Source organism: Agromyces sp. Marseille-P2726 (assembly GCF_902809835.1).
Lineage (GTDB): Bacteria > Actinomycetota > Actinomycetes > Actinomycetales > Microbacteriaceae > Agromyces.
Map to the genome: position 1 here is coordinate 291,393 of NZ_CADDWM010000012.1, position 17,450 is coordinate 308,842.

Sequence of the window (17,450 nt, forward strand, 5' to 3'; positions counted from 1 at the left end):
CCGTCAAGAGGTCGTCAGAAGCGGCCGACGCGGCATCCGCTCGGTCGGCCGCGTCAGCGGAAGTTCACGAACTGCAGGTCGACGTCGAGATCCGACGCCTTGAGCAGCCGGATCGTCTCCTGCAGGTCGTCGCGGCTCTTCGATGAGACGCGCAGCTCATCGCCCTGGATCTGCGACTTCACCGACTTCGGTGCCTCATCGCGGATGATCTTGCCGATCTTCTTGGCGTGCTCCTGGTCGATACCCTGCTTCAGGCCGACCTCGAGGCGGAACTCCTTGCCCGACGCGTACGGTTCGCCGGCGTCGAGGCTCTTCAGTGAGATGCCGCGCTTGATGAACTTCGACTGCAGCACGTCGAGCACCGCCTTCACGCGCTCCTCGGAGTTCGCCTTCAGCAGGATCTTCTCGCCCGACCACTCGACGGATGCACCGACACCCTTGAAGTCGTACCGCTGGTCGACCTCCTTGCGCGCCTGGTTGACGGCGTTGTCGGCCTCCATCTTGTCGACCTTGCTCACGATGTCGAACGTTGAATCTGCCATGCCGGCCAGTCTATCGAGGGGTCGGATGCCGCGAGCCGGCCGCTCCCGGTCGTCGAGTAGCCAGCGCAGCAGGCGTATCGAGACGCGGGGCGGGCGTCGGTCGTCGAGTAGCCGGCGCAGCAGGCGTATCGAGACGCGGGGGCGGGTCTCGGTCGTCGAGTAGCCGGCGCAGCAGGCGTATCGAGATGTGGGGTCGGGGTGTCGGTCGTCGAGTAGCCGGCGCAGCAGGCGTACCGAGACGTGGGTCGGGGTTGCGCGGGCGGGGTCTCGATACGCGTCGCGCTTCGCGCGGCGCTACTCGACCACCGGGGACGCGCTTCGCGCGGCGCTACTCGACCACCGGGGACGCGCTTCGCGCGGCGCTACTCGACCACCGGCCGTGCGGTCGACGAGCGCACCCGCAACTCGTACGGCAACGGGGTGACGGCGGGCGGGGCGGCATCCGCTGCCGGCTCGAGCTGTTCGAGGAGGACCTCGACCGCCTTCTCACCCTGCAACCGCGGGAATTGCGCCACCGTCGACAGCCCGAAGAACTCGGACAGGTCGTGGTCGTCGATGCCGATGATCGAGACGTCGCGCGGTACCGAGAGGCCGAGGTCGCGTGCGGTGAGGATCGATCCGATCGCCATCTCATCGGATGCCGCGAAGATGGCGGTCGGGCGGTCGTGCGGCACGCCGAGCAGCTGCTTCGCCGCGTGGTATCCGCCCCGCACAGTGAAGTCGGCCGGCGCGACAAGGCGCTGGTCGAGCTCGATGCCCGCGTCGGTGAGCGCGGCCTCGTACCCGATGCGTCGGTTCGTGGGCAGGTGGAAGTCGAGGTCGAACTCGGGGTCGCCGCCGATGTGCGCGATGCGCGAGTGGCCGAGTCCGATGAGGTGCTCGGTGGCGAGGCGGGCCACGGCGACGTCGTCGATCGTGAGCGTGCGCACGTCGGGGATGGGGCCGCCGACACCCACGAGCGGCTTGCCGAGTTCGTGCAGGCGCGCCACCTCGTGCTCGGTGAGTTCGAGCGAGACGGCGATCACCGCGTCGACGCGCTGGCGCAGCAGGAAGTGCTCGAACACGCTCGACCGCTCCTGCCCGTCGCCCGAGAGGTTGTAGAGCGTGAGGTCGTAGCCGTTCCGCAGCAGCGCCTGCTGTGCGCCCTCCAACACCGATGAGAAGAACCATCGATTCAGGAACGGGATCACCACGCCGATGTTGCGTGTGCGACCCGACGCGAGGCTCGATGCGTTCGACGACACCACGTAGCCGAGCCGGGCCGCCGCATCGACGACCTTCGCCTTCGACCCCGGCGACACGTGGCCGCGTCCGCTGAGCGCGCGCGACACCGTCGCGGTCGAGACCCCCGCGAGCTTCGCCACTTCCTCGATGCCGGCCATGCGCTTCCTCTTCGACCGAACCGCCGATCGGACCGCCTCGTCGGGTGGTCGCAGGCGACGCTCGATCCTACCGCCGGGGGGTCGTGCGGATGCCGCGTTGCGCGCGTCGTCGGCGAGCCGGATTCCACTTCCCGCCCGTGTGCGATAGAAAAGCGAGGTCGGGTGTGCCCAGCTTGGGGGGCGACGGCTAGCCCACTGTCACCACCATCGAAAGGATCGAACGCGTGAAGTGGGTCAAGCGAATCGTCTTGGGTCTCGCCGTGGTCTTCGCCCTGTTCTACCTGATCACCCGCCCCGAGGATGCAGCGAACGTCGTCCAGGCAGCGGTCACGGCCGTGTTCGATGGGGCCCAGGCTGTCGGCAGGTTCTTCACTTCCCTGGCGGCCTAGCCGGGGGGCGAGATGGCTCGTGTGCGGCTGATCGACCCCAAGGTCGAGCGACACCTCATCGCCGACGAGGGCGAGGTGATCGTCGACGAAGTCGAGAAGCACTGGGCCGCGATGGTCAGGCCGGTGCTCGGGATGCTCCTTGCGATCCCGGTCTTCGCCCTGATCGCGGTGCTGCCGTCGTGGGCGTACTGGCTCCCGCTGCTGGGCGCGCCCATCCTCGTGTTGCACGGGCTCTGGCGCATGTGGGAGGTGCGCATGGACCGGTTCGTGATCACCAACATGCGCGTGTTCCGCGTGAACGGCATCCTGTCGCAGCACATCGCCACGATGCCGATCACGCGCATCCTCGACATCTCGGTCGAGAAACCGGTGGTCGGCCGCATCTTCGGCTACGGGCATTTCGTATTCGAGTCCGCAGCGCAGGACCAGGGCCTGCGTGAGATCCGGTACGTCGGGCGGCCCGACGAGCGCGGACTCACGATCCAACGCGTCATCCAGCGCTCTGGACTGCGTGGCGCCGGGGTTCGGCCCCCCGAAGCACCTCGGCCGACCGAGCCGCAGGACACCTGGTCGCCGCCGCCGACGCAGCGGCCGCAATCGCCGCTCGACTTCGGTGACGGATGGACGGGCAACGTGCGCGTCTCGGCACCGGCACCGCCCGTGACGTTCCATGGCGACGATGTGCGGACCGGCCCTGTCGAGCTCCCGCGGTCGACGTTCGATCAGCACGACACGTGGCCCGGCGTCCCATCCGGCGACATGCCGCCTGCGTCGTTCCACCCGAACCAGATCTGGCCGCGCTCGCGACGGTCCGAGCCCGGGCAGCAGCCGCTCGACCCCGACGGCACGTAGGCGGATGCCGCGGCGCCACCGGCGACCGAGGAGCGCACCGCGCAGCGGGACGCGCATCGGGATCGGCCGCGTTCGAAACGTTCCGGATGCCGCGGCATCGGTGTGCCGGCCCTGATTTCACGAGACGCCGCGGGGCGGGTATCCTTTACTGGCCCCCGGTTGTGTGAGGAACGCGGCCGGGTGCGACTGGCGAGTTACCCAAGCGGCCAAAGGGATCTGACTGTAAATCAGCTGTCTATGACTTCGGGGGTTCGAATCCCTCACTCGCCACGTCTGAAAGCCCCGGTCAGCCGGGGCTTTCGTCGTTCCTGCGCGGGGTGTCCGAGGCGCCGCTCCCCGGGGCGCCGGGGCAGCGACGGGTAGCGTGAGGGCATGACCCAGCACGAGACATCCGTGGCATCCGCTCTGCTCCTCGACCTCGTGCGCGAAATCGCCGTACGGGCCGCGGAGTTCGCGCTCGACGCCCGTCGTGCGGGGGTGAGCGTTGCGGCGACGAAGTCGACCGCGACCGACATCGTCACCGCGGTCGACCGCGACACCGAGACGCTGATCCGGTCGCTGATCCTCGAGGCGCGTCCCCACGACGGCATCGTCGGTGAGGAGGAGGCGACGCACACCGGCACGAGCGGCCTCGACTGGATCGTCGATCCGATCGACGGCACGGTGAACTTCCTCTACGGCATCCCGGCGTGGGCGGTCAGCATCGCGGTCGCCGAGGGCGCCGCCGCCGACGGCACGGGCGGGCGAACGTTGGCCGGAGTGGTCGTGAATCCGGTGAACGGAGAGCTCTTCGAGGCATCCGTCGATGGCGGCGCGCGCCTCGCGGGTCGAGAGCTGGCGGTGAACACGGATGTCCCGCTGGGCGAGGCGCTCGTCGGGACCGGGTTCGGCTACGCGTCAGAGCGGCGGCGCGAACAGGCCGAGGTGCTGCTGCGCCTGCTGCCGCAGTTCCGCGACATCCGTCGTCTGGGATCCGCGGCGCTCGACCTCTGCGCGCTCGCCGCCGGACGCCTGGACGCGTACTACGAGCGCGGGCTCAACGTCTGGGACCATGCCGCCGGAGCGCTCATCGCCCGCGAGGCCGGCGCTCGGATCGGAGGCATCGGCGGCGGGGTCGAGAGCCAGGAGCTCATCGTCGCCGCTGCGCCCGGGTTGTACGAGGAGCTCGCCGACGCACTTCGGTCCGCCGGCCTCGACGCATGAGGTCAAGCCCCGTCGGATCCGCGTTCCGATGCGGATTTCGCGGTGCAACCGCCTGTGGGCTGTGGAAAACGGCGGCCTGCGCGTGGCGAAGATCGAAGGGGTCGGTTAGTGTTGACCGCATTGTTATCTCGACATGGGTCGGGATGCCCACCTCCAGCTCCTGCCCAACCCGATACGCCGAAGGTCCCCTACGTGCTCGAGTCCCCCCTCGTGCCCGACGGTTCAACGCCAGGCACCCAGGTCCCCGTGCGGCCTGAGCGACCCCTGACGCGACGCGAGCTTCGGGAACGAGAGGCGGCAGAGGCCCGGCGGCTGGCTGGGGCTGCCGAGGCGGCGACCGCGATGCCCACGCCCGCTGCCGTGACTCCCGCCACGTCGACGCCGGTGATGCCCAGCCAGCGGCCCGCGTTCGACCACATCTTCGGCCCCGCGGATGCCGCGGCCCCGGCGCATTCCAACCGCCCCGAGCTCCGGCCCGAACACCTCGAGCCCCGCGCCGAACACCTCGAGCTCCGCGCCCGACGTCCCGAGCTCCGGGCCGAACACCCCGAGCTCGGCGCCGAACACCCCGAGCTCCGGCCCGAACACCTCGAGCTCCGGGCCCGACGTCCCGAGCTCCTCGTCCGCACCGACCAGACGACTCCGACCTCCGAGGCCGAGCCGACCGACCGCAAGGCCGGACGCCGCTCGGCCTCTCCGGTTTCCGGCGGCCCAGATGCCGCCGCGGCATCCGATACCGAGGCATCCGGCTTCGACGCACTCTTCGCCGGTCTCGGCGTCGGCGACGAGTTCGCCGGTGACGACCGGCCCGCTGAGCGCTCGCGTCGCGCAGAGGGTTCGGCTCGCTCCGGCCGCAAGGCGACGAAGGGCCCGAAGTCTTCGAAGAGGTCGAAGGCGGGCCGGTCGGTGAAGCAGGGCGGTCCGGGTCCCCTTCGAGGAATGACTCCCGTGGCGCCGGTCGCACCGACATTCGCGAACGGTCCCTTCGAGGCCGCCGCCGCTCCGCTCGCCGCTGCGGGCTCCGCCGCCTCTTCGGTTGCGGGCGCTTCCTCCGCATCAGAGGTCCAGCCGGCGGCATCCGCGTCCCACGTCGCGCCGGCGCCACCCGCTCCGGCCGCCCCGTTCGACCTGGGACTCGAGGTCTTCGGCGAGCACCACGACAGCATCGACGGCGACGCGTTCCTCGCATCACCGGCGAGTCGGCGCCGTTCGGCCCCGGCGCCCAGCACGTCGCGCGGGGGAGCCGGCCGCGACGGCCGCACGGCCGGTCGCACTGGTCGCGCCCCGTCATCCGCACGTCGGGGTGCCGATCAATCCAGCGCGTCGCGCTCGCGCAACGCCGCCCCTTCGCCGTCGCCGTGGCGCGGTCCGCGCCGTCTCCAGCCTGGTCGCGATGAGCTTCGCTGCCCTGCTCGCCGTCGCCACGACCATCCCGTCGCTCTCGCTGCTGTCGCCGGCCGACGTGCAGGCGATGGCGTACACGGACTCCATCGGCACGACGCTCGACGGACAGCACGTCACCATCGACGGGAACATCGTCGCCCAGTCGGTGCAGCGAGAGGGCTACGAGGCCCTGACCATTGAGGAGACCGCTCGTGCGGCCGGGATCCGCGCCGACAGCGACTTCATCAACAACCCCGCCGGAACCATCCAGTGGCCCTTCAAGGTCGGCGTGCACATCGGCGACCGGTTCGGATACCGCAACTGTGCGGGCTGCTCGGTGAACCACGGCGGGCAGGACTTCAACCCCGGGCTCGGCGCCGAGATCCAGGCCATCGCCGACGGTGTCGTGTCGAACTCGACCGATTCGGGCGGCTCGCTCGGCGTCGTGATGATGATCGACCACGTCATCAACGGCGAGAAGATCACGAGCGTCTACGCCCACATGGAGTACGACTCCCGGCGGTTCGAAGAGGGAGACGTCGTCAAGGTCGGCGACGTCCTCGGAACCACCGGTTCCACCGGCATGTCAACCGGCCCCCACCTGCACTTCGAGATCCGCATCGGCGGCATCAACGGCACCAAGGTCGACCCGCTCGAGTGGCTCTGGGCCAACACCAACTGATCCCCTGATCGGATGCCGCGGCATCCACTACTGGGCTCGGCTACTTGCCTCGCCGTCGCCCGCGCGCCTGGCGGCGCCCGTGCGAAACGCATGAGAATCCGGCTTTCGAGTCCTCCAGCGCGGTCATCCTGCCGATTGTCATGCATTTCGCGCTGCGGACCAGTTCTCGACAACGGCTCGTCAGGCCGAATTCTCCACAGATGCTGGCGTCGTGGTCACCGGGATGCCGCTACACAAGCAGACTCCTAACGTGCTTTCGATCCCTCAGCATCTGCGCACTCTCGGCGGCGTGTCGCCGTACTCCGCCCTCGAGCGTGCCGGGTACTCACGGCCTGCGGTGCAAGCGGCGGTGAGGCGCGGCCTGATCGTCCGCGTGCGGAATGGATGGTTCGCCGTTCCAGACGCCAACCACAACCTCGTCCGTGCGGTTCGCGTCGGCGGAACCGCAACGGCGACGACGGTTGCCCGGCTGCACGAACTCTGGGTGCATGACGACCGACTCCTCCATGTTCGTGTGCGCCACTCCACGGGGCGGCTCGCTGCACCAGACGACCGTCGGGTTCGGTTGAACCGTGAGCAGCATGGCGTGTGCGTGCACTACAGCACGCAGGGGGTATTCGACCGCGCACGCGATCCACTCACGGTGGCGCTCGCAGAGATGTTCGCGTGCACCGACTCGTCGGACGTGCTGTCATCGATCGACTCCGCGCTCGAGCGGGGCAAGCTCCAACTGGAGCATCTCGACTTGATCCGCACGTGGATGCCGCGATCGCGGCGCCATCTCATCGATCGCGCCGACCCCGACAGCCAGTCGGGACTTGAGACGAGAGTGCGCCTGCTCCTTCTCTCGCGAAGAATCGCCTTCAAGGCACAGGTCGACATCGACGGCGTCGGTCGAGTCGACTTCGTCGTCGGCGACCGACTCGTCATCGAGGTGGACGGCCGCGCCTTCCACACCGGGTCGGCCTTCGAGGAGGACCGCCGCCGCGACTTCGTCCTCAGCATGCGCGGCTACCTCGTGCTGCGTCTGAGCTACCGCCAGGTCATCGACGATTGGGAGCGAACGCGCGCCGGCATCCTCGCGCTCATTGCCCGTGGCGAGCACCGGTGGGCCGGCCGCGGACCATACGCGCCCGAACTTCCCGAGTCAACGCACACCGTGGTCGTGGTCAACGAAAACGCATGAGAATCCGGGTAGTGAGCGCCGTGAGAACACCATCGGGCGGATTCTCATGCGTTCTGCAGCCTGCGGGGCGGGATGCCGCGGCATCCGCCCCCGAGGGTCAGGCGCGGAGCCAGGCCGTCGTGTCGCCGGGCAGCGATCGTCCGTCGAGCGCCTCGCTCGCGAGCAGCACGTCGCCCTCGGGAAGCGTCGCCGGCTCGGAGCCGAGGTTCGTCACGACCACGACGCCGCCGTTGCGGAAGGCCAGCACGTCGTCACCGAATCCATCGAGCCACGCGAGCGAGCCGGCCCCGAGGTCGAGGGTGCGCCGCAGGCGCAGCGCCTCCTCGTAGAGCGAGAGGGTGGATCCCGCCACACCGCGCTGCCGGTCACGTGCGAGCTCGCGCCACTGCGCGGGCTGCGGCAGCCAGGGCTCGCCCGAGGGGCCGAAGCCGTAGTTCGGCGCGTCCGCCTCCCACGGGATGGGCACGCGGCATCCGTCTCGTCCGTAGCGCTCGCCGTTGGTGCGGAACCACGTCGGGTCCTGGCGGGCCTCGTCGGGCAGGTCGATGACCTCGGGCAGGCCGAGCTCCTCGCCCTGGTAGATGTAAGACGAACCGGGTAGCGCCAGCATCAGCGCCGTGGCGGCACGAGCGCGACGCAGTCCCGGCTCGTACGACGGCAGCCCCTTCGAGCGCGGACCGAGGCCGTGGCCCTGCGGGTTCGCCTCGGTGACCGAGAGGCGGGTCGCGTGGCGCACGACGTCGTGGTTCGACAGCACCCATGTCGACGGCGCGCCGACCGCGCCGAACGCGTCGAGCGACGCGTCGATGACGTGACGCAGTGCCGCGGCATCCCACGGCGTCTCGAGGTACGCGAAGTTGAACGCCTGGTGCATCTCGTCGGACCGCACCCACTTGGCCACGCGGGGGAGCGGGTCGACCCACGCCTCCGCGGCCAGCACGCGCTCGCCCGGGTACTCGTCGAGCAGCGCGCGCCAGTCGCGGTAGATCTCGTGCACGCCCTCCTGCGCCCAGTACGGCGCGTGGTCGACGAACTCGTCGCTGATGCCCGGTTCGAGGGGCACACCGGATGCCGCGGCATCCGTCGTGAGACCTCCCGCGCCACCCATGCTGCCGCCCTCAGCGGGCGGCGTGTAGTCGGGCAGGCCGTCGGCCTTCACCAGCCCGTGCGCGACATCGACGCGGAATCCGTCGACCCCGCGGTCGAGCCAGAAGCGCAGGATGCGGCGGAACTCCTCGCGGACCTCTTCGTTCGTCCAGTCGAAGTCGGGCTGCGAGCTGTCGAACAGGTGGAGGTACCACTGGCCGTGCGTGCCGTCGGGCTCGACGATTCGAGTCCACGCCGGCCCGCCGAACACCGACTCCCAGTTGTTCGGCGGCTCGTCGCCGCCCGGGCCCCGTCCGTCGCGGAAGTAGAACCGAGCCCGCTCCCGACTGCCGACCGGCGCCGCGAGCGCGGCCTGGAACCATTCGTGCTGGTCGGAGCAGTGGTTCGGCACGAGGTCGACGATGACGCGGATGCCGCGGGCATGCGCCTCGGCGAGCATCGCGTCGAAGTCGGCAAGCGTTCCGAATCGGGGGTCGACGTCGCAGTAGTCCGCGACGTCGTAGCCGGCATCCCGCTGCGGCGACGTATAGAAGGGCGAGAGCCAGATGGCATCGATGCCCAGTTGCTGCAGGTCGCCGAGCCGGCTCGTGATGCCGGCGAGGTCGCCCATGCCATCACCGTCGGCGTCGGCGAAGGAGCGCGGGTAGATCTGGTAGATCGCGGCGGTGCGCCACCATTCGGAAGTCATGACGCAAACTGTACGACATCTGGCAAACGTATGGAAACGCTTGCACAATGGCCTGAGAACGCGATCATCACGAACCGGTATCAATGCCAGATCTCAGTTTTGGTATCGGGTGACATCCGGGGTATACCTGTAATCGCTTGCAATCGGCGAGCACTCCACACGGAAGAACGGCCTTTCGACTGGTGCGCGGTCCCGCGGCTCGGGACGGGGAAGACAGCTCCCTCACCGGCGAAGGCGCCGACCTCCACGCACACACTGAGAAGGGCACACCAATGAGGGTGAACAGGAAGAGCCTCCTCGCCGCCGGAGCCGTCGCAGTCATCGCGACGCTCGGGCTCGCGAGCTGCTCCGCCGGCGACAGCGGCTCGGACGGGGAAGCCTCGTCGAGCGGCACGCTGACGGTCTGGGTCGACGCCGAGCGCGTCGACGCGCTGAAGGGCGCGGCCGAGGCGTACACCGAGAAGACCGGTGTGAAGGTCGAGCTCGTCGGCAAGGACAACGCCGACATCAAGGACGACTTCATCCAGCAGGTGCCGACCGGCAAGGGCCCCGACATCACGATGGGTGCGCACGACTGGCTCGGCGAGCTCTCGACGAACGGCGTCGTGGCGCCGCTCGAGCTCGGCGACTCGGCTGCCGACTACCTGCCCGTGGCGATCGACGCATCGACCTACGAGGGCACGGTCTACATGCTCCCCTACGCGGTCGAGAACATCGCCGTGCTGCGCAACGCCGACCTCGTGCCCGAGGCGGCCACGAGCTTCGACGACATGATCGCCAAGGGCCAGGCGGCGGGCCTCACCCAGCCGTTCGTCGTCGAGCAGGGCGCCGAGGGAAACCCGTACCACCTGTACCCGTTCCAGACCGCGTTCGGTGCCCCCGTGTTCGGCACGAACGACGAGGGCTACGACCCCACCGACCTCCAGCTCGGCAACGCCGGTGGCGAGCAGTTCGCGCAGTGGCTCTCGACGCAGGGCAAGAACGGCACGGGCGTGTTCAACACCGACATCGACGGTGACATCGCGAAGCAGTCCTTCCTCGACGGCACCGCCGCGTTCTGGCTGACCGGTCCGTGGAACGTGGGCGCGGCGATCGACGGCGGCATCAACGTCGCGATCGACACGGTGCCGAGCCCGACGGCCGACGCTGCCTCGCCGTTCGCCGGCGTCAAGGGCTTCTTCGTCTCGTCGGAGTCGGAGAACAAGGTCGCCGCGAACGACTTCCTCGTGAACTACCTCGGCACCGAGGACGTGCAGCTCGAGCTCTTCGAGGCCGGAAACGTGCTTCCCGCGCTCTCGGCCGCTGCTGAGACGGCATCGGAGGACCCGATCATCGAGGGCTTCGCCGCCGTCGGTGCCGAGGCCGTGCCGATGCCGGCCATCCCCGCCATGGGTTCCGTGTGGCAGTACTGGGGCATCGCCCAGGCCGACATCATCAACGGCGCCGACCCCATCGCGACGTGGCAGAAGCTGACCGCTGACGTCCAGGCGGCCATCGGCTAGCAGCACCCGGGTGGTCGAGTAGCGCCCGCCGCAGGCGGACGCGTATCGAGACCCGACGTCGGTCTCGATACGCGTCGCGCTTCGCGCGGCGCTACTCGACCACCGGGGGTCGGGCTTCGCGCGGCGCTACTCGACCACCGGGGGTCGGGCTTCGCGCGGCGCTACTCGACCACCGGGGGTCGGGCTTCGCGCGGCGCTACTCGACCACCGGGGGTCGGGCTTCGCGCGGCGCTACTCGACCACCGATCCCGGCGAGGAGGCCAGGCAACGATGAGCACGACGATCGACGACGAGGTCACGCCCGAAACCGCGGGCGGCACGGGGCAGAGGCCGAAGCCCACGAAGCGGCAGCGCCAGGCGGCGGGCATCGCCGACGCGGCATCCGGCGGCGTGAAGGTGCTGATCCTCAAGCTGCTCGCCCTCGGCATCGTCGATGCGGTCGCGCTCTACGCGCTCTTCATCCTCGTGACCTCCGGCGAGTGGCTGATCGCGGCCATCGTGGCCATCGTGGCCATCGCCGTCAACTGGATCTACTTCTCGCGCCGCAAGCTCCCGGCGAAGTACCTGACGCCGGGGATCATCTTCCTGGCGCTGTTCCAGGTGTTCGTGCTCGTCTACACCGGGTACGTCGCCTTCACGAACTACGGCACTGGACACAACGGCTCGAAGGAGCAGGCGGTCTCGTCGCTCATGGCTTCGTCGCTGCAGCGCGTCGAGGACTCGCCGACCTACCCGGTCACCGTCGTCGACCAGTTCGGCACCCTCGGCCTGCTCGTCACCGACCCCGACGGCGATGCCCTGATCGGCACGAACGAGCAGCCGCTGCAGGAGGTCGACGCCGAATTCGACGGCGACAAGGCCGTGGGCGTCGGCGGGGGGACCTCGCTCAGCTTCGCCGAGGTGCTCGCCCGCACCGACGAGATCACCGAACTCGCCGTCCCGGTCTCCGACGACCCCAACGAGGGCGCGCTCCGCACGCCCGACGGCTCGAGTGCGTACCAGTACGTCTCGACGCTCGAGTACGACGACGCAGCCGGAACGATGACGGATGTCACGACGGGCACCGTCTACTCCGACATCGGCACTGGCGCGTTCACCTCCGACGACGGGGAGGAGCTGCTGCCCGGCTGGCAGATCACCGTCGGATTCGACAACTTCGTGCGCGCCGTCACCGATCCACGCCTGCTGCAGCCGCTGGTCTACGTGACCCTCTGGACGTTCGCGTTCGCCCTCATCTCGGTGGCGTCGACCTTCTTCCTCGGACTCTTCCTCGCCATCGTGTTCAACGACATGCGCATGCGCGGGCGCAGGTACTACCGCGTCGCGATGATCCTGCCGTACGCGATCCCGTCGTTCCTCTCAGCGCTGATCTGGGCCGGCATGATGAACGAGAGCTTCGGATTCATCAACCAGGTGATCTTCGGCGGGGCATCCATACCGTGGCTCACCGACCCCTGGATGGCCAAGATCTCGGTGCTCATCGTGAACCTCTGGCTCGGGTTCCCCTACATGTTCCTCATCTGCATGGGCGCACTGCAGTCGATTCCCGACGACATCCAGGAGGCTGCGAAGGTCGACGGGGCGAAGCCGTGGGCGATCTTCCGGCTCATCAAGCTGCCCCTGCTGCTGGTGACGGTCGCGCCGCTGCTGATCGCGTCGTTCGCGTTCAACTTCAACAACTTCAACGTGATCTACATGCTGACCGACGGCGGGCCGCGAGATTCGAACGCGCCGATTCCCGTCGGATTCACCGACCTGCTCATCACGATGGTCTACAAGGTGGCGTTCACCGGGCAGTCGCGTGACTACGGGCTCGCGAGCGCGTACTCGATCATCATCTTCATCGTGGTCGCGGTGATCGCGATCATCGCATTCCGTCGCACCAAGTCGCTCGAGGAGCTGAACTGATGGCCGCCGACAAGCCCGTCCCCGGGACGCAGACCGGTCTCGTCGCAGGCGAGATCGAAGAGATGACGGATGCCGCGACGCGAGGTCGTTCGTCGACGGGCGGGCCTGCGCCCGTCATCCCGAAGCGGCCGTTCAAGTTCGATCGCTGGTTCCGCGAGACCGGATGGCGCCACATCGTGGGCGTCGTCATGGTCGTGTTCGCGCTGTTCCCCATCGTGTTCGTCGTGTCGTCGTCGCTGAACCCCCAGGGCACGCTCACCGGCTCGAATGCCCTGTTCTCGCGGATCGGGCTCGACAGCTACGTGCGGATCCTGACCGACCCGCAGGTGCCGTTCTCCCAGTGGTTCCTGAACACGATCGTCATCGCGAGCATCACCGCCGTCGGCACCGTGTTCCTCGGTGCCCTCGCCGCGTACTCGTTCTCTCGCATGCGCTTCACCGGCCGGCGGTTCGGGCTCATCACGATCGTCGTGGTACAGATGTTCCCGCAGATGCTCGCGGTGGTCGCGATCTTCCTGCTCATGAGCACCGTGGCCGACTGGTTCCCCGCGATCGGCCTGAACACGCAGATCGGGCTCATCATCGTGTACCTCGGCGGGGCGCTCGGCGTGAACACGTTCCTCATGTACGGGTTCTTCAACACGATTCCCGCTTCCATCGATGAGGCAGCGAAGATCGACGGCGCCGGGCACGCGCGCATCTTCTTCACGATCATCCTGCGGCTCGCGGCGCCCATCCTCGCGGTCGTGGCCCTGATCTCGTTCATCTTCACCGTCAACGAGTTCGTGGTGGCATCCGTCATGCTCATCGACACCGAGAAGCAGACCGTCGCAGTGGGCCTCACGAAGCTCGTGTCGAACCCGCGCTACGCCGATTGGAGCGCGTTCTCGGCGGGAGCGGTGATGACCGCGCTGCCGGTGGTGGCGCTGTTCCTCTGGCTGCAGAAGTACATCGTGGGCGGGCTGACGGCCGGCGCCGTCAAGTAGTCGCGCTGGCTCGTTGCCAACGATGGCCTCCCGCAGAGCGGGCAGCCTCCATGGCTCGATGCGCCGCGTCGATCAAGTCGTCGAGGTCGTACCCCGACGACCGCACGTCCGCCCATCCTGCGCTCGCGGCGAGCTCCACCGACAGTGCATGCTCCACCGAGATGGTGGTCACCCGATCGAGCAGTTCGCGAACGCACTCCCGCACGGTCGCTCCGGGTCGCGAGACGAGGACGAGGAATCCGGAGGGGCCGTCGGCGCCGACGTCCGCGTCCGCGGGGAAGCACGCCCGCACGTCGTCGGCGAACCGCTCCACGACACGCCGGAACGCGTCCTCCCCGCCTGCGACGCGCAGGGCGTCGGTGTCGTCGAGGGAGACCGCCAGCAGCGACCACGACTGCTCTCCGGCGGCGGCCGCGCGCGCGAGGCGGTCGGTGGCCGTTCGCGAGAAGAGGTCGCCGTCGCTCGCCTCCACCGATCCCGACGGGTTTCGCGCCAGCGGGAGCAGCGTCACGACCGCGCACACGAGGTACGCGACCGCGCCGATCGACGTGAGGTCGGGGATGACGTGCTCGACCGGCCCGAGCGTCGCCTCGACGATCACCACCGACATCCCTGCGACGGCGAGGATCGGGAGCAGGCCCGAGACGATGGTGAGGGGGATCAGTTGACCGCCGCCACGCTCGGGACGCAGCCACAACTCGTACACCGTCAGCGCAGCCCAGACTGCCCCGAGCAGATACGCGCTCGCGTACACCAATGGGGCCGCCGGACTTGCGACCGACGCGCCGAGCGCGATCGCCGAACCGACGGCGATCGCCGGCCCGACCCACGCGTATGCGCGTGCGCCACGCGAGGCTCGCAGGCCAGACCACGCGAAGGCGGGTGAGCCCAGCCCCAATCCCGCCGCCATTCCTGCGAGCCGGGGCATCTCCGTCGATTGTGCGATGAGCAGGCCGAAGGTCGAGAGCATGACGACGATGAACATGATCGACCACAGGAGACTGGCGGTCGACGGTCGGAAGAGGAAGCCCAGGCCGATCATCATCATCGACGCGAGCGTGGCGAGCACCGCCAGCATCAGGAGTCCATCGACCGGTGCGGGTGTCACGTCGCCTCCATCGGGATCCGGACGGTCACGTCGGTGCCTGCGCCGGGTTCGCTGGAGATCTCGATCCGGCCCCCATGGGCGTCCACGATATGCCGGACGATCCCGAGTCCGAGTCCGGTGCCCGGGATGGCGCTGTCGACGGCGGTCGACGAACGGAAGTAGGGCTCGAACACCCGGTCGAGGTCACCTGCCGGGATGCCGATCCCGGTGTCGCGCACGGACAGCACGATGTCCTCCCCGTCGATGCGCCCGCTGACATGGACCGCTCCGCCTGAGGGTGTGTACTTGATCGCGTTGCCGATCAGGTTGTCGACGAGCTGCCGCAGACGGAAGGCGTCGGCCCAGAGGGGCAACGAGCCCTCACCGTCGTAGTGGACGCGCACGCCATGTTCGGCCGCGGTCACGGCGAAGGATTCCAGCGAGGCGTCCAGGATCTCCCTGAGGTCCGTGAGGGAGCGGGCGTCCCGGTCGGCGAGCGTGATCTCGTCGGAACGAGTCGACAGCATGGCATCGACGAGTCGCATCATCCGTTCACTCGCCTCTTCGATGACGCGCAAGCGACGGCGAGTCGGTCCGTCGAACGTCCCCTCGTCGAGCAGCCGGTCGGTGTGACCCAGGATCGCGGTGAGCGGGTTGCGAAGTTCATGCGAGACCACGGCCGCCAGGGCGTCTCGTCTCTTGCCCGCGGCGATCACCTCGGTCACGTCTTCCGCGATGAGCATCGTGCTCGGCTGATCACCGGTGACCGGGGGCTGACGCCGCGTCGCGACCGACAGTGCGTGCCAGCGACCGTCCGCATCGAAGAGCCACACGGACTCGTTCTCGAACTCCTCGCCGCGGGCCGCCCGAGAGTATGTGCCCTGCGCCGCGCGAAGGGCCGAGCCGCGCAGCGAGTCGTACTCGATGGAGCGCGGAGGACGGCTCGGTTCCGACTCGTCGATCGCGTACAGCGAGCGGTAGGCCGCATTCGACGACAGCAGCTCCCCGGTGTCGCTCACCTGGGCGATCCCGATGTTCACCGCATCGAGCATGTCCCTCACGCGCCGTTGCTCGGCCGAGACCGTGTCGAGCGTGTGACGGATCCGGCGGGATTGCCGCCGCAGCAGCGTGCGGTAGGCGCGCCCCTGCCGAGCCGTCGCGTGCACGGCGATGCCGACGAAGGTGAGCGCCAGTACCGCGATCAGCACGCGCAGGGCGCTCGCAGCGGAGGTCTCGTTCACGAGCACCTCGATCAGGGTGATGAGGCCCACGACGCCCACTCCGGCAACCAGGCGGGCGAGGGAGAACTGCGATGCGAGCCAGGTGATCGGGAAGACCCAGAGATGGGAGAGCCGCAGTTCGGTGCTGAAGGTCAGCAACCCGACCCACACGATGTCGAGGTAGGGCAGCGACGTCGCCGCCGCTTCGGGAAGCCGTCCCCAAGGTACGACGAGCGCGACTATGGTCGTGGCGAAGACGCCGAGCACGCCGATGACCAGCGGCGGGATGCCGAGCACGGCCGGATCGAGGGAATATCCCGCCACGACGATGATCGCCACGACGGCGGCGAACAGGAGCTGCCAGATCCAGATCGTGCGGACACGTGCGTCGGTGTCTGGTGGGTCGAATCCGGAGTCCTGGGCGCGGACCGCCTCCATCACGGCCCGCCCGGTCTTCGACATCATGCCTCAGCGCTCTCGGTCAGCCGATAGCCGACTCCGCGCACCGTCTCGATGTACCGCGGGGCCGTCGGATCCTCGTCGAGTTTGCGACGGAGCTTCGCGATATGGGTCTCGATCGTACGCATCTCGATGTCGGACACGTTGGTGTCGCCGCTCCCGCGCCGGCTGCGGACGACGAGCGCGAGCTCCTCCTTCGTGCGCACCCGGCGGCCGGTCTCCATGAGCGCGACGAGGAGATCGAATTCGGTTCGCGTGAGGCCGGCATCGACACCGCCGCGAGCCGCAATGCGCGTCGACTGGTCGACGACGAGGTCATGGTGCACCAGGACGGGTACCTCATCGGCCTCGCGACCCGGTGGCGCCGCTGCGGGTTCCGTCGACGCCGACGCCTCCGTCTTCACGCGTCGAAGCACCGCCTCGATGCGGGCGCGGAACTCCCGCACGCGGAAGGGCTTCGCGACGAAGTCGTCGGCCCCCGCCGACAACGCCAGCACGGCGTCGGCCTCTTCGGTGAGGGCCGAGACCACGATGATGTGCGTGGCGCTCCGGTCGCGGACGCGTCGGGTCGTCTCGAGCCCGTCGATTCCCGGCATGTTGATGTCGACGGTCGTGATCAGCGGATCGTGGGCGAGCCCCGCTTCGATTCCCGCCGCACCGCTGGCCGCCCCGTACGCTCGGAACCCGGCCGACTCGAAGATGTCGACCAGGAGCTCGCGCACCACCTCGTCGTCCTCGATGACCACGGCGGTCGCACCGTCACCCATCGGTTCCCCCGTCCTCGATCCTGCCCGCATTGTTCCACATCGGGGATGGCTCGGATCCGAAACCTATGGTGGCGCTGCCCGCGCCGGACGCAGGGGAAGGGACGGCG

The 17,450-nt window shown here is 68.8% G+C and carries 15 protein-coding genes and 1 tRNA gene; 9 read left to right on the forward strand and 7 right to left on the reverse strand.

Annotated features, from left to right (window positions below):
* Positions 1-53: 53 nt before the first annotated feature.
* Positions 54-542, reverse strand: a complete 489-nt coding sequence (locus HUS56_RS07670) for a YajQ family cyclic di-GMP-binding protein (RefSeq protein ID WP_173922799.1) — start codon at positions 540-542, stop codon at positions 54-56.
* 362 nt (positions 543-904) lie between these two features.
* Positions 905-1,924 (reverse strand): LacI family DNA-binding transcriptional regulator, encoded by a 1,020-nt coding sequence (locus HUS56_RS07675; protein WP_173922800.1) that lies wholly within the window; start codon positions 1,922-1,924, stop codon positions 905-907.
* Between the two features lie 224 nt (positions 1,925-2,148).
* Here HUS56_RS07675 and HUS56_RS07680 point away from each other — a divergent pair, with 224 nt between their 5' ends.
* From HUS56_RS07680 to HUS56_RS07695, 4 genes are all read left to right on the forward strand, one after another.
* On the forward strand, positions 2,149-2,313 hold the full coding sequence (locus tag HUS56_RS07680) for a hypothetical protein (RefSeq protein ID WP_173922801.1): 165 nt from the start codon (positions 2,149-2,151) through the stop codon (positions 2,311-2,313).
* A gap of 12 nt (positions 2,314-2,325) precedes the next feature.
* A complete protein-coding gene (locus HUS56_RS07685) occupies positions 2,326-3,165 on the forward strand; it encodes a PH domain-containing protein (RefSeq protein ID WP_173922802.1) in 840 nt (279 codons plus the stop codon).
* A gap of 188 nt (positions 3,166-3,353) precedes the next feature.
* Positions 3,354-3,435, forward strand: a tRNA-Tyr gene (locus HUS56_RS07690).
* Between the two features lie 102 nt (positions 3,436-3,537).
* Positions 3,538-4,368, forward strand: coding sequence for an inositol monophosphatase family protein (locus tag HUS56_RS07695; protein ID WP_173922803.1), 831 nt, complete (start codon positions 3,538-3,540; stop codon positions 4,366-4,368).
* A 222-nt stretch (positions 4,369-4,590) separates the two neighbouring features.
* Here HUS56_RS07695 and HUS56_RS07700 read toward each other — a convergent pair whose 3' ends face one another.
* Positions 4,591-4,956 carry a hypothetical protein gene (locus tag HUS56_RS07700; RefSeq protein ID WP_173922804.1) on the reverse strand — a complete coding sequence of 122 codons (366 nt, stop codon included), beginning with the start codon at positions 4,954-4,956 and terminating at the stop codon, positions 4,591-4,593.
* Between the two features lie 805 nt (positions 4,957-5,761).
* Between HUS56_RS07700 and HUS56_RS07705 the strand changes: the two genes are divergently transcribed.
* On the forward strand, positions 5,762-6,433 hold the full coding sequence (locus tag HUS56_RS07705) for a M23 family metallopeptidase (protein ID WP_173922805.1): 672 nt from the start codon (positions 5,762-5,764) through the stop codon (positions 6,431-6,433).
* Positions 6,434-6,683: 250 nt separating this feature from the next.
* The gene (locus HUS56_RS07710; protein WP_173922806.1) at positions 6,684-7,619 is read left to right on the forward strand and encodes an endonuclease domain-containing protein; all 936 of its coding nucleotides are present in this window, start codon (positions 6,684-6,686) and stop codon (positions 7,617-7,619) included.
* 97 nt (positions 7,620-7,716) lie between these two features.
* Here HUS56_RS07710 and HUS56_RS07715 read toward each other — a convergent pair whose 3' ends face one another.
* Complete coding sequence (locus HUS56_RS07715) at positions 7,717-9,414, reverse strand: alpha-amylase family glycosyl hydrolase (RefSeq protein WP_173922807.1); 1,698 nt, start codon at positions 9,412-9,414, stop codon at positions 7,717-7,719.
* Positions 9,415-9,686: 272 nt separating this feature from the next.
* Between HUS56_RS07715 and HUS56_RS07720 the strand changes: the two genes are divergently transcribed.
* From HUS56_RS07720 to HUS56_RS07730, 3 genes are all read left to right on the forward strand, one after another.
* The gene (locus HUS56_RS07720; RefSeq protein WP_173922808.1) at positions 9,687-10,916 is read left to right on the forward strand and encodes a maltose ABC transporter substrate-binding protein; all 1,230 of its coding nucleotides are present in this window, start codon (positions 9,687-9,689) and stop codon (positions 10,914-10,916) included.
* Positions 10,917-11,186: 270 nt separating this feature from the next.
* Positions 11,187-12,824, forward strand: coding sequence for an ABC transporter permease subunit (locus HUS56_RS07725; RefSeq protein ID WP_173922809.1), 1,638 nt, complete (start codon positions 11,187-11,189; stop codon positions 12,822-12,824).
* A 62-nt stretch (positions 12,825-12,886) separates the two neighbouring features.
* Positions 12,887-13,810 carry a sugar ABC transporter permease gene (locus HUS56_RS07730; protein WP_173922892.1) on the forward strand — a complete coding sequence of 308 codons (924 nt, stop codon included), beginning with the start codon at positions 12,887-12,889 and terminating at the stop codon, positions 13,808-13,810.
* On the opposite strand, the gene HUS56_RS07735 is transcribed toward HUS56_RS07730, so the two are convergent.
* Genes HUS56_RS07735 through HUS56_RS07745 form a run of 3 tightly spaced genes read right to left on the reverse strand, consistent with a single transcriptional unit; the run spans position 13,803 to position 17,343 of the window.
* Entirely contained in the window at positions 13,803-14,918 is a 1,116-nt protein-coding gene (locus HUS56_RS07735; RefSeq protein ID WP_173922810.1) for a diguanylate cyclase domain-containing protein, read from the reverse strand. The two genes, HUS56_RS07730 and HUS56_RS07735, sit on opposite strands and share 8 nt — an antisense overlap.
* On the reverse strand, positions 14,915-16,582 hold the full coding sequence (locus HUS56_RS07740) for a cell wall metabolism sensor histidine kinase WalK (protein WP_173922811.1): 1,668 nt from the start codon (positions 16,580-16,582) through the stop codon (positions 14,915-14,917). The genes HUS56_RS07735 and HUS56_RS07740 overlap by 4 nt, the downstream gene beginning before the upstream one ends.
* Positions 16,579-17,343 (reverse strand): response regulator transcription factor, encoded by a 765-nt coding sequence (locus tag HUS56_RS07745; RefSeq protein WP_173922812.1) that lies wholly within the window; start codon positions 17,341-17,343, stop codon positions 16,579-16,581. The genes HUS56_RS07740 and HUS56_RS07745 overlap by 4 nt, the downstream gene beginning before the upstream one ends.
* Positions 17,344-17,450 lie beyond the last annotated feature (107 nt).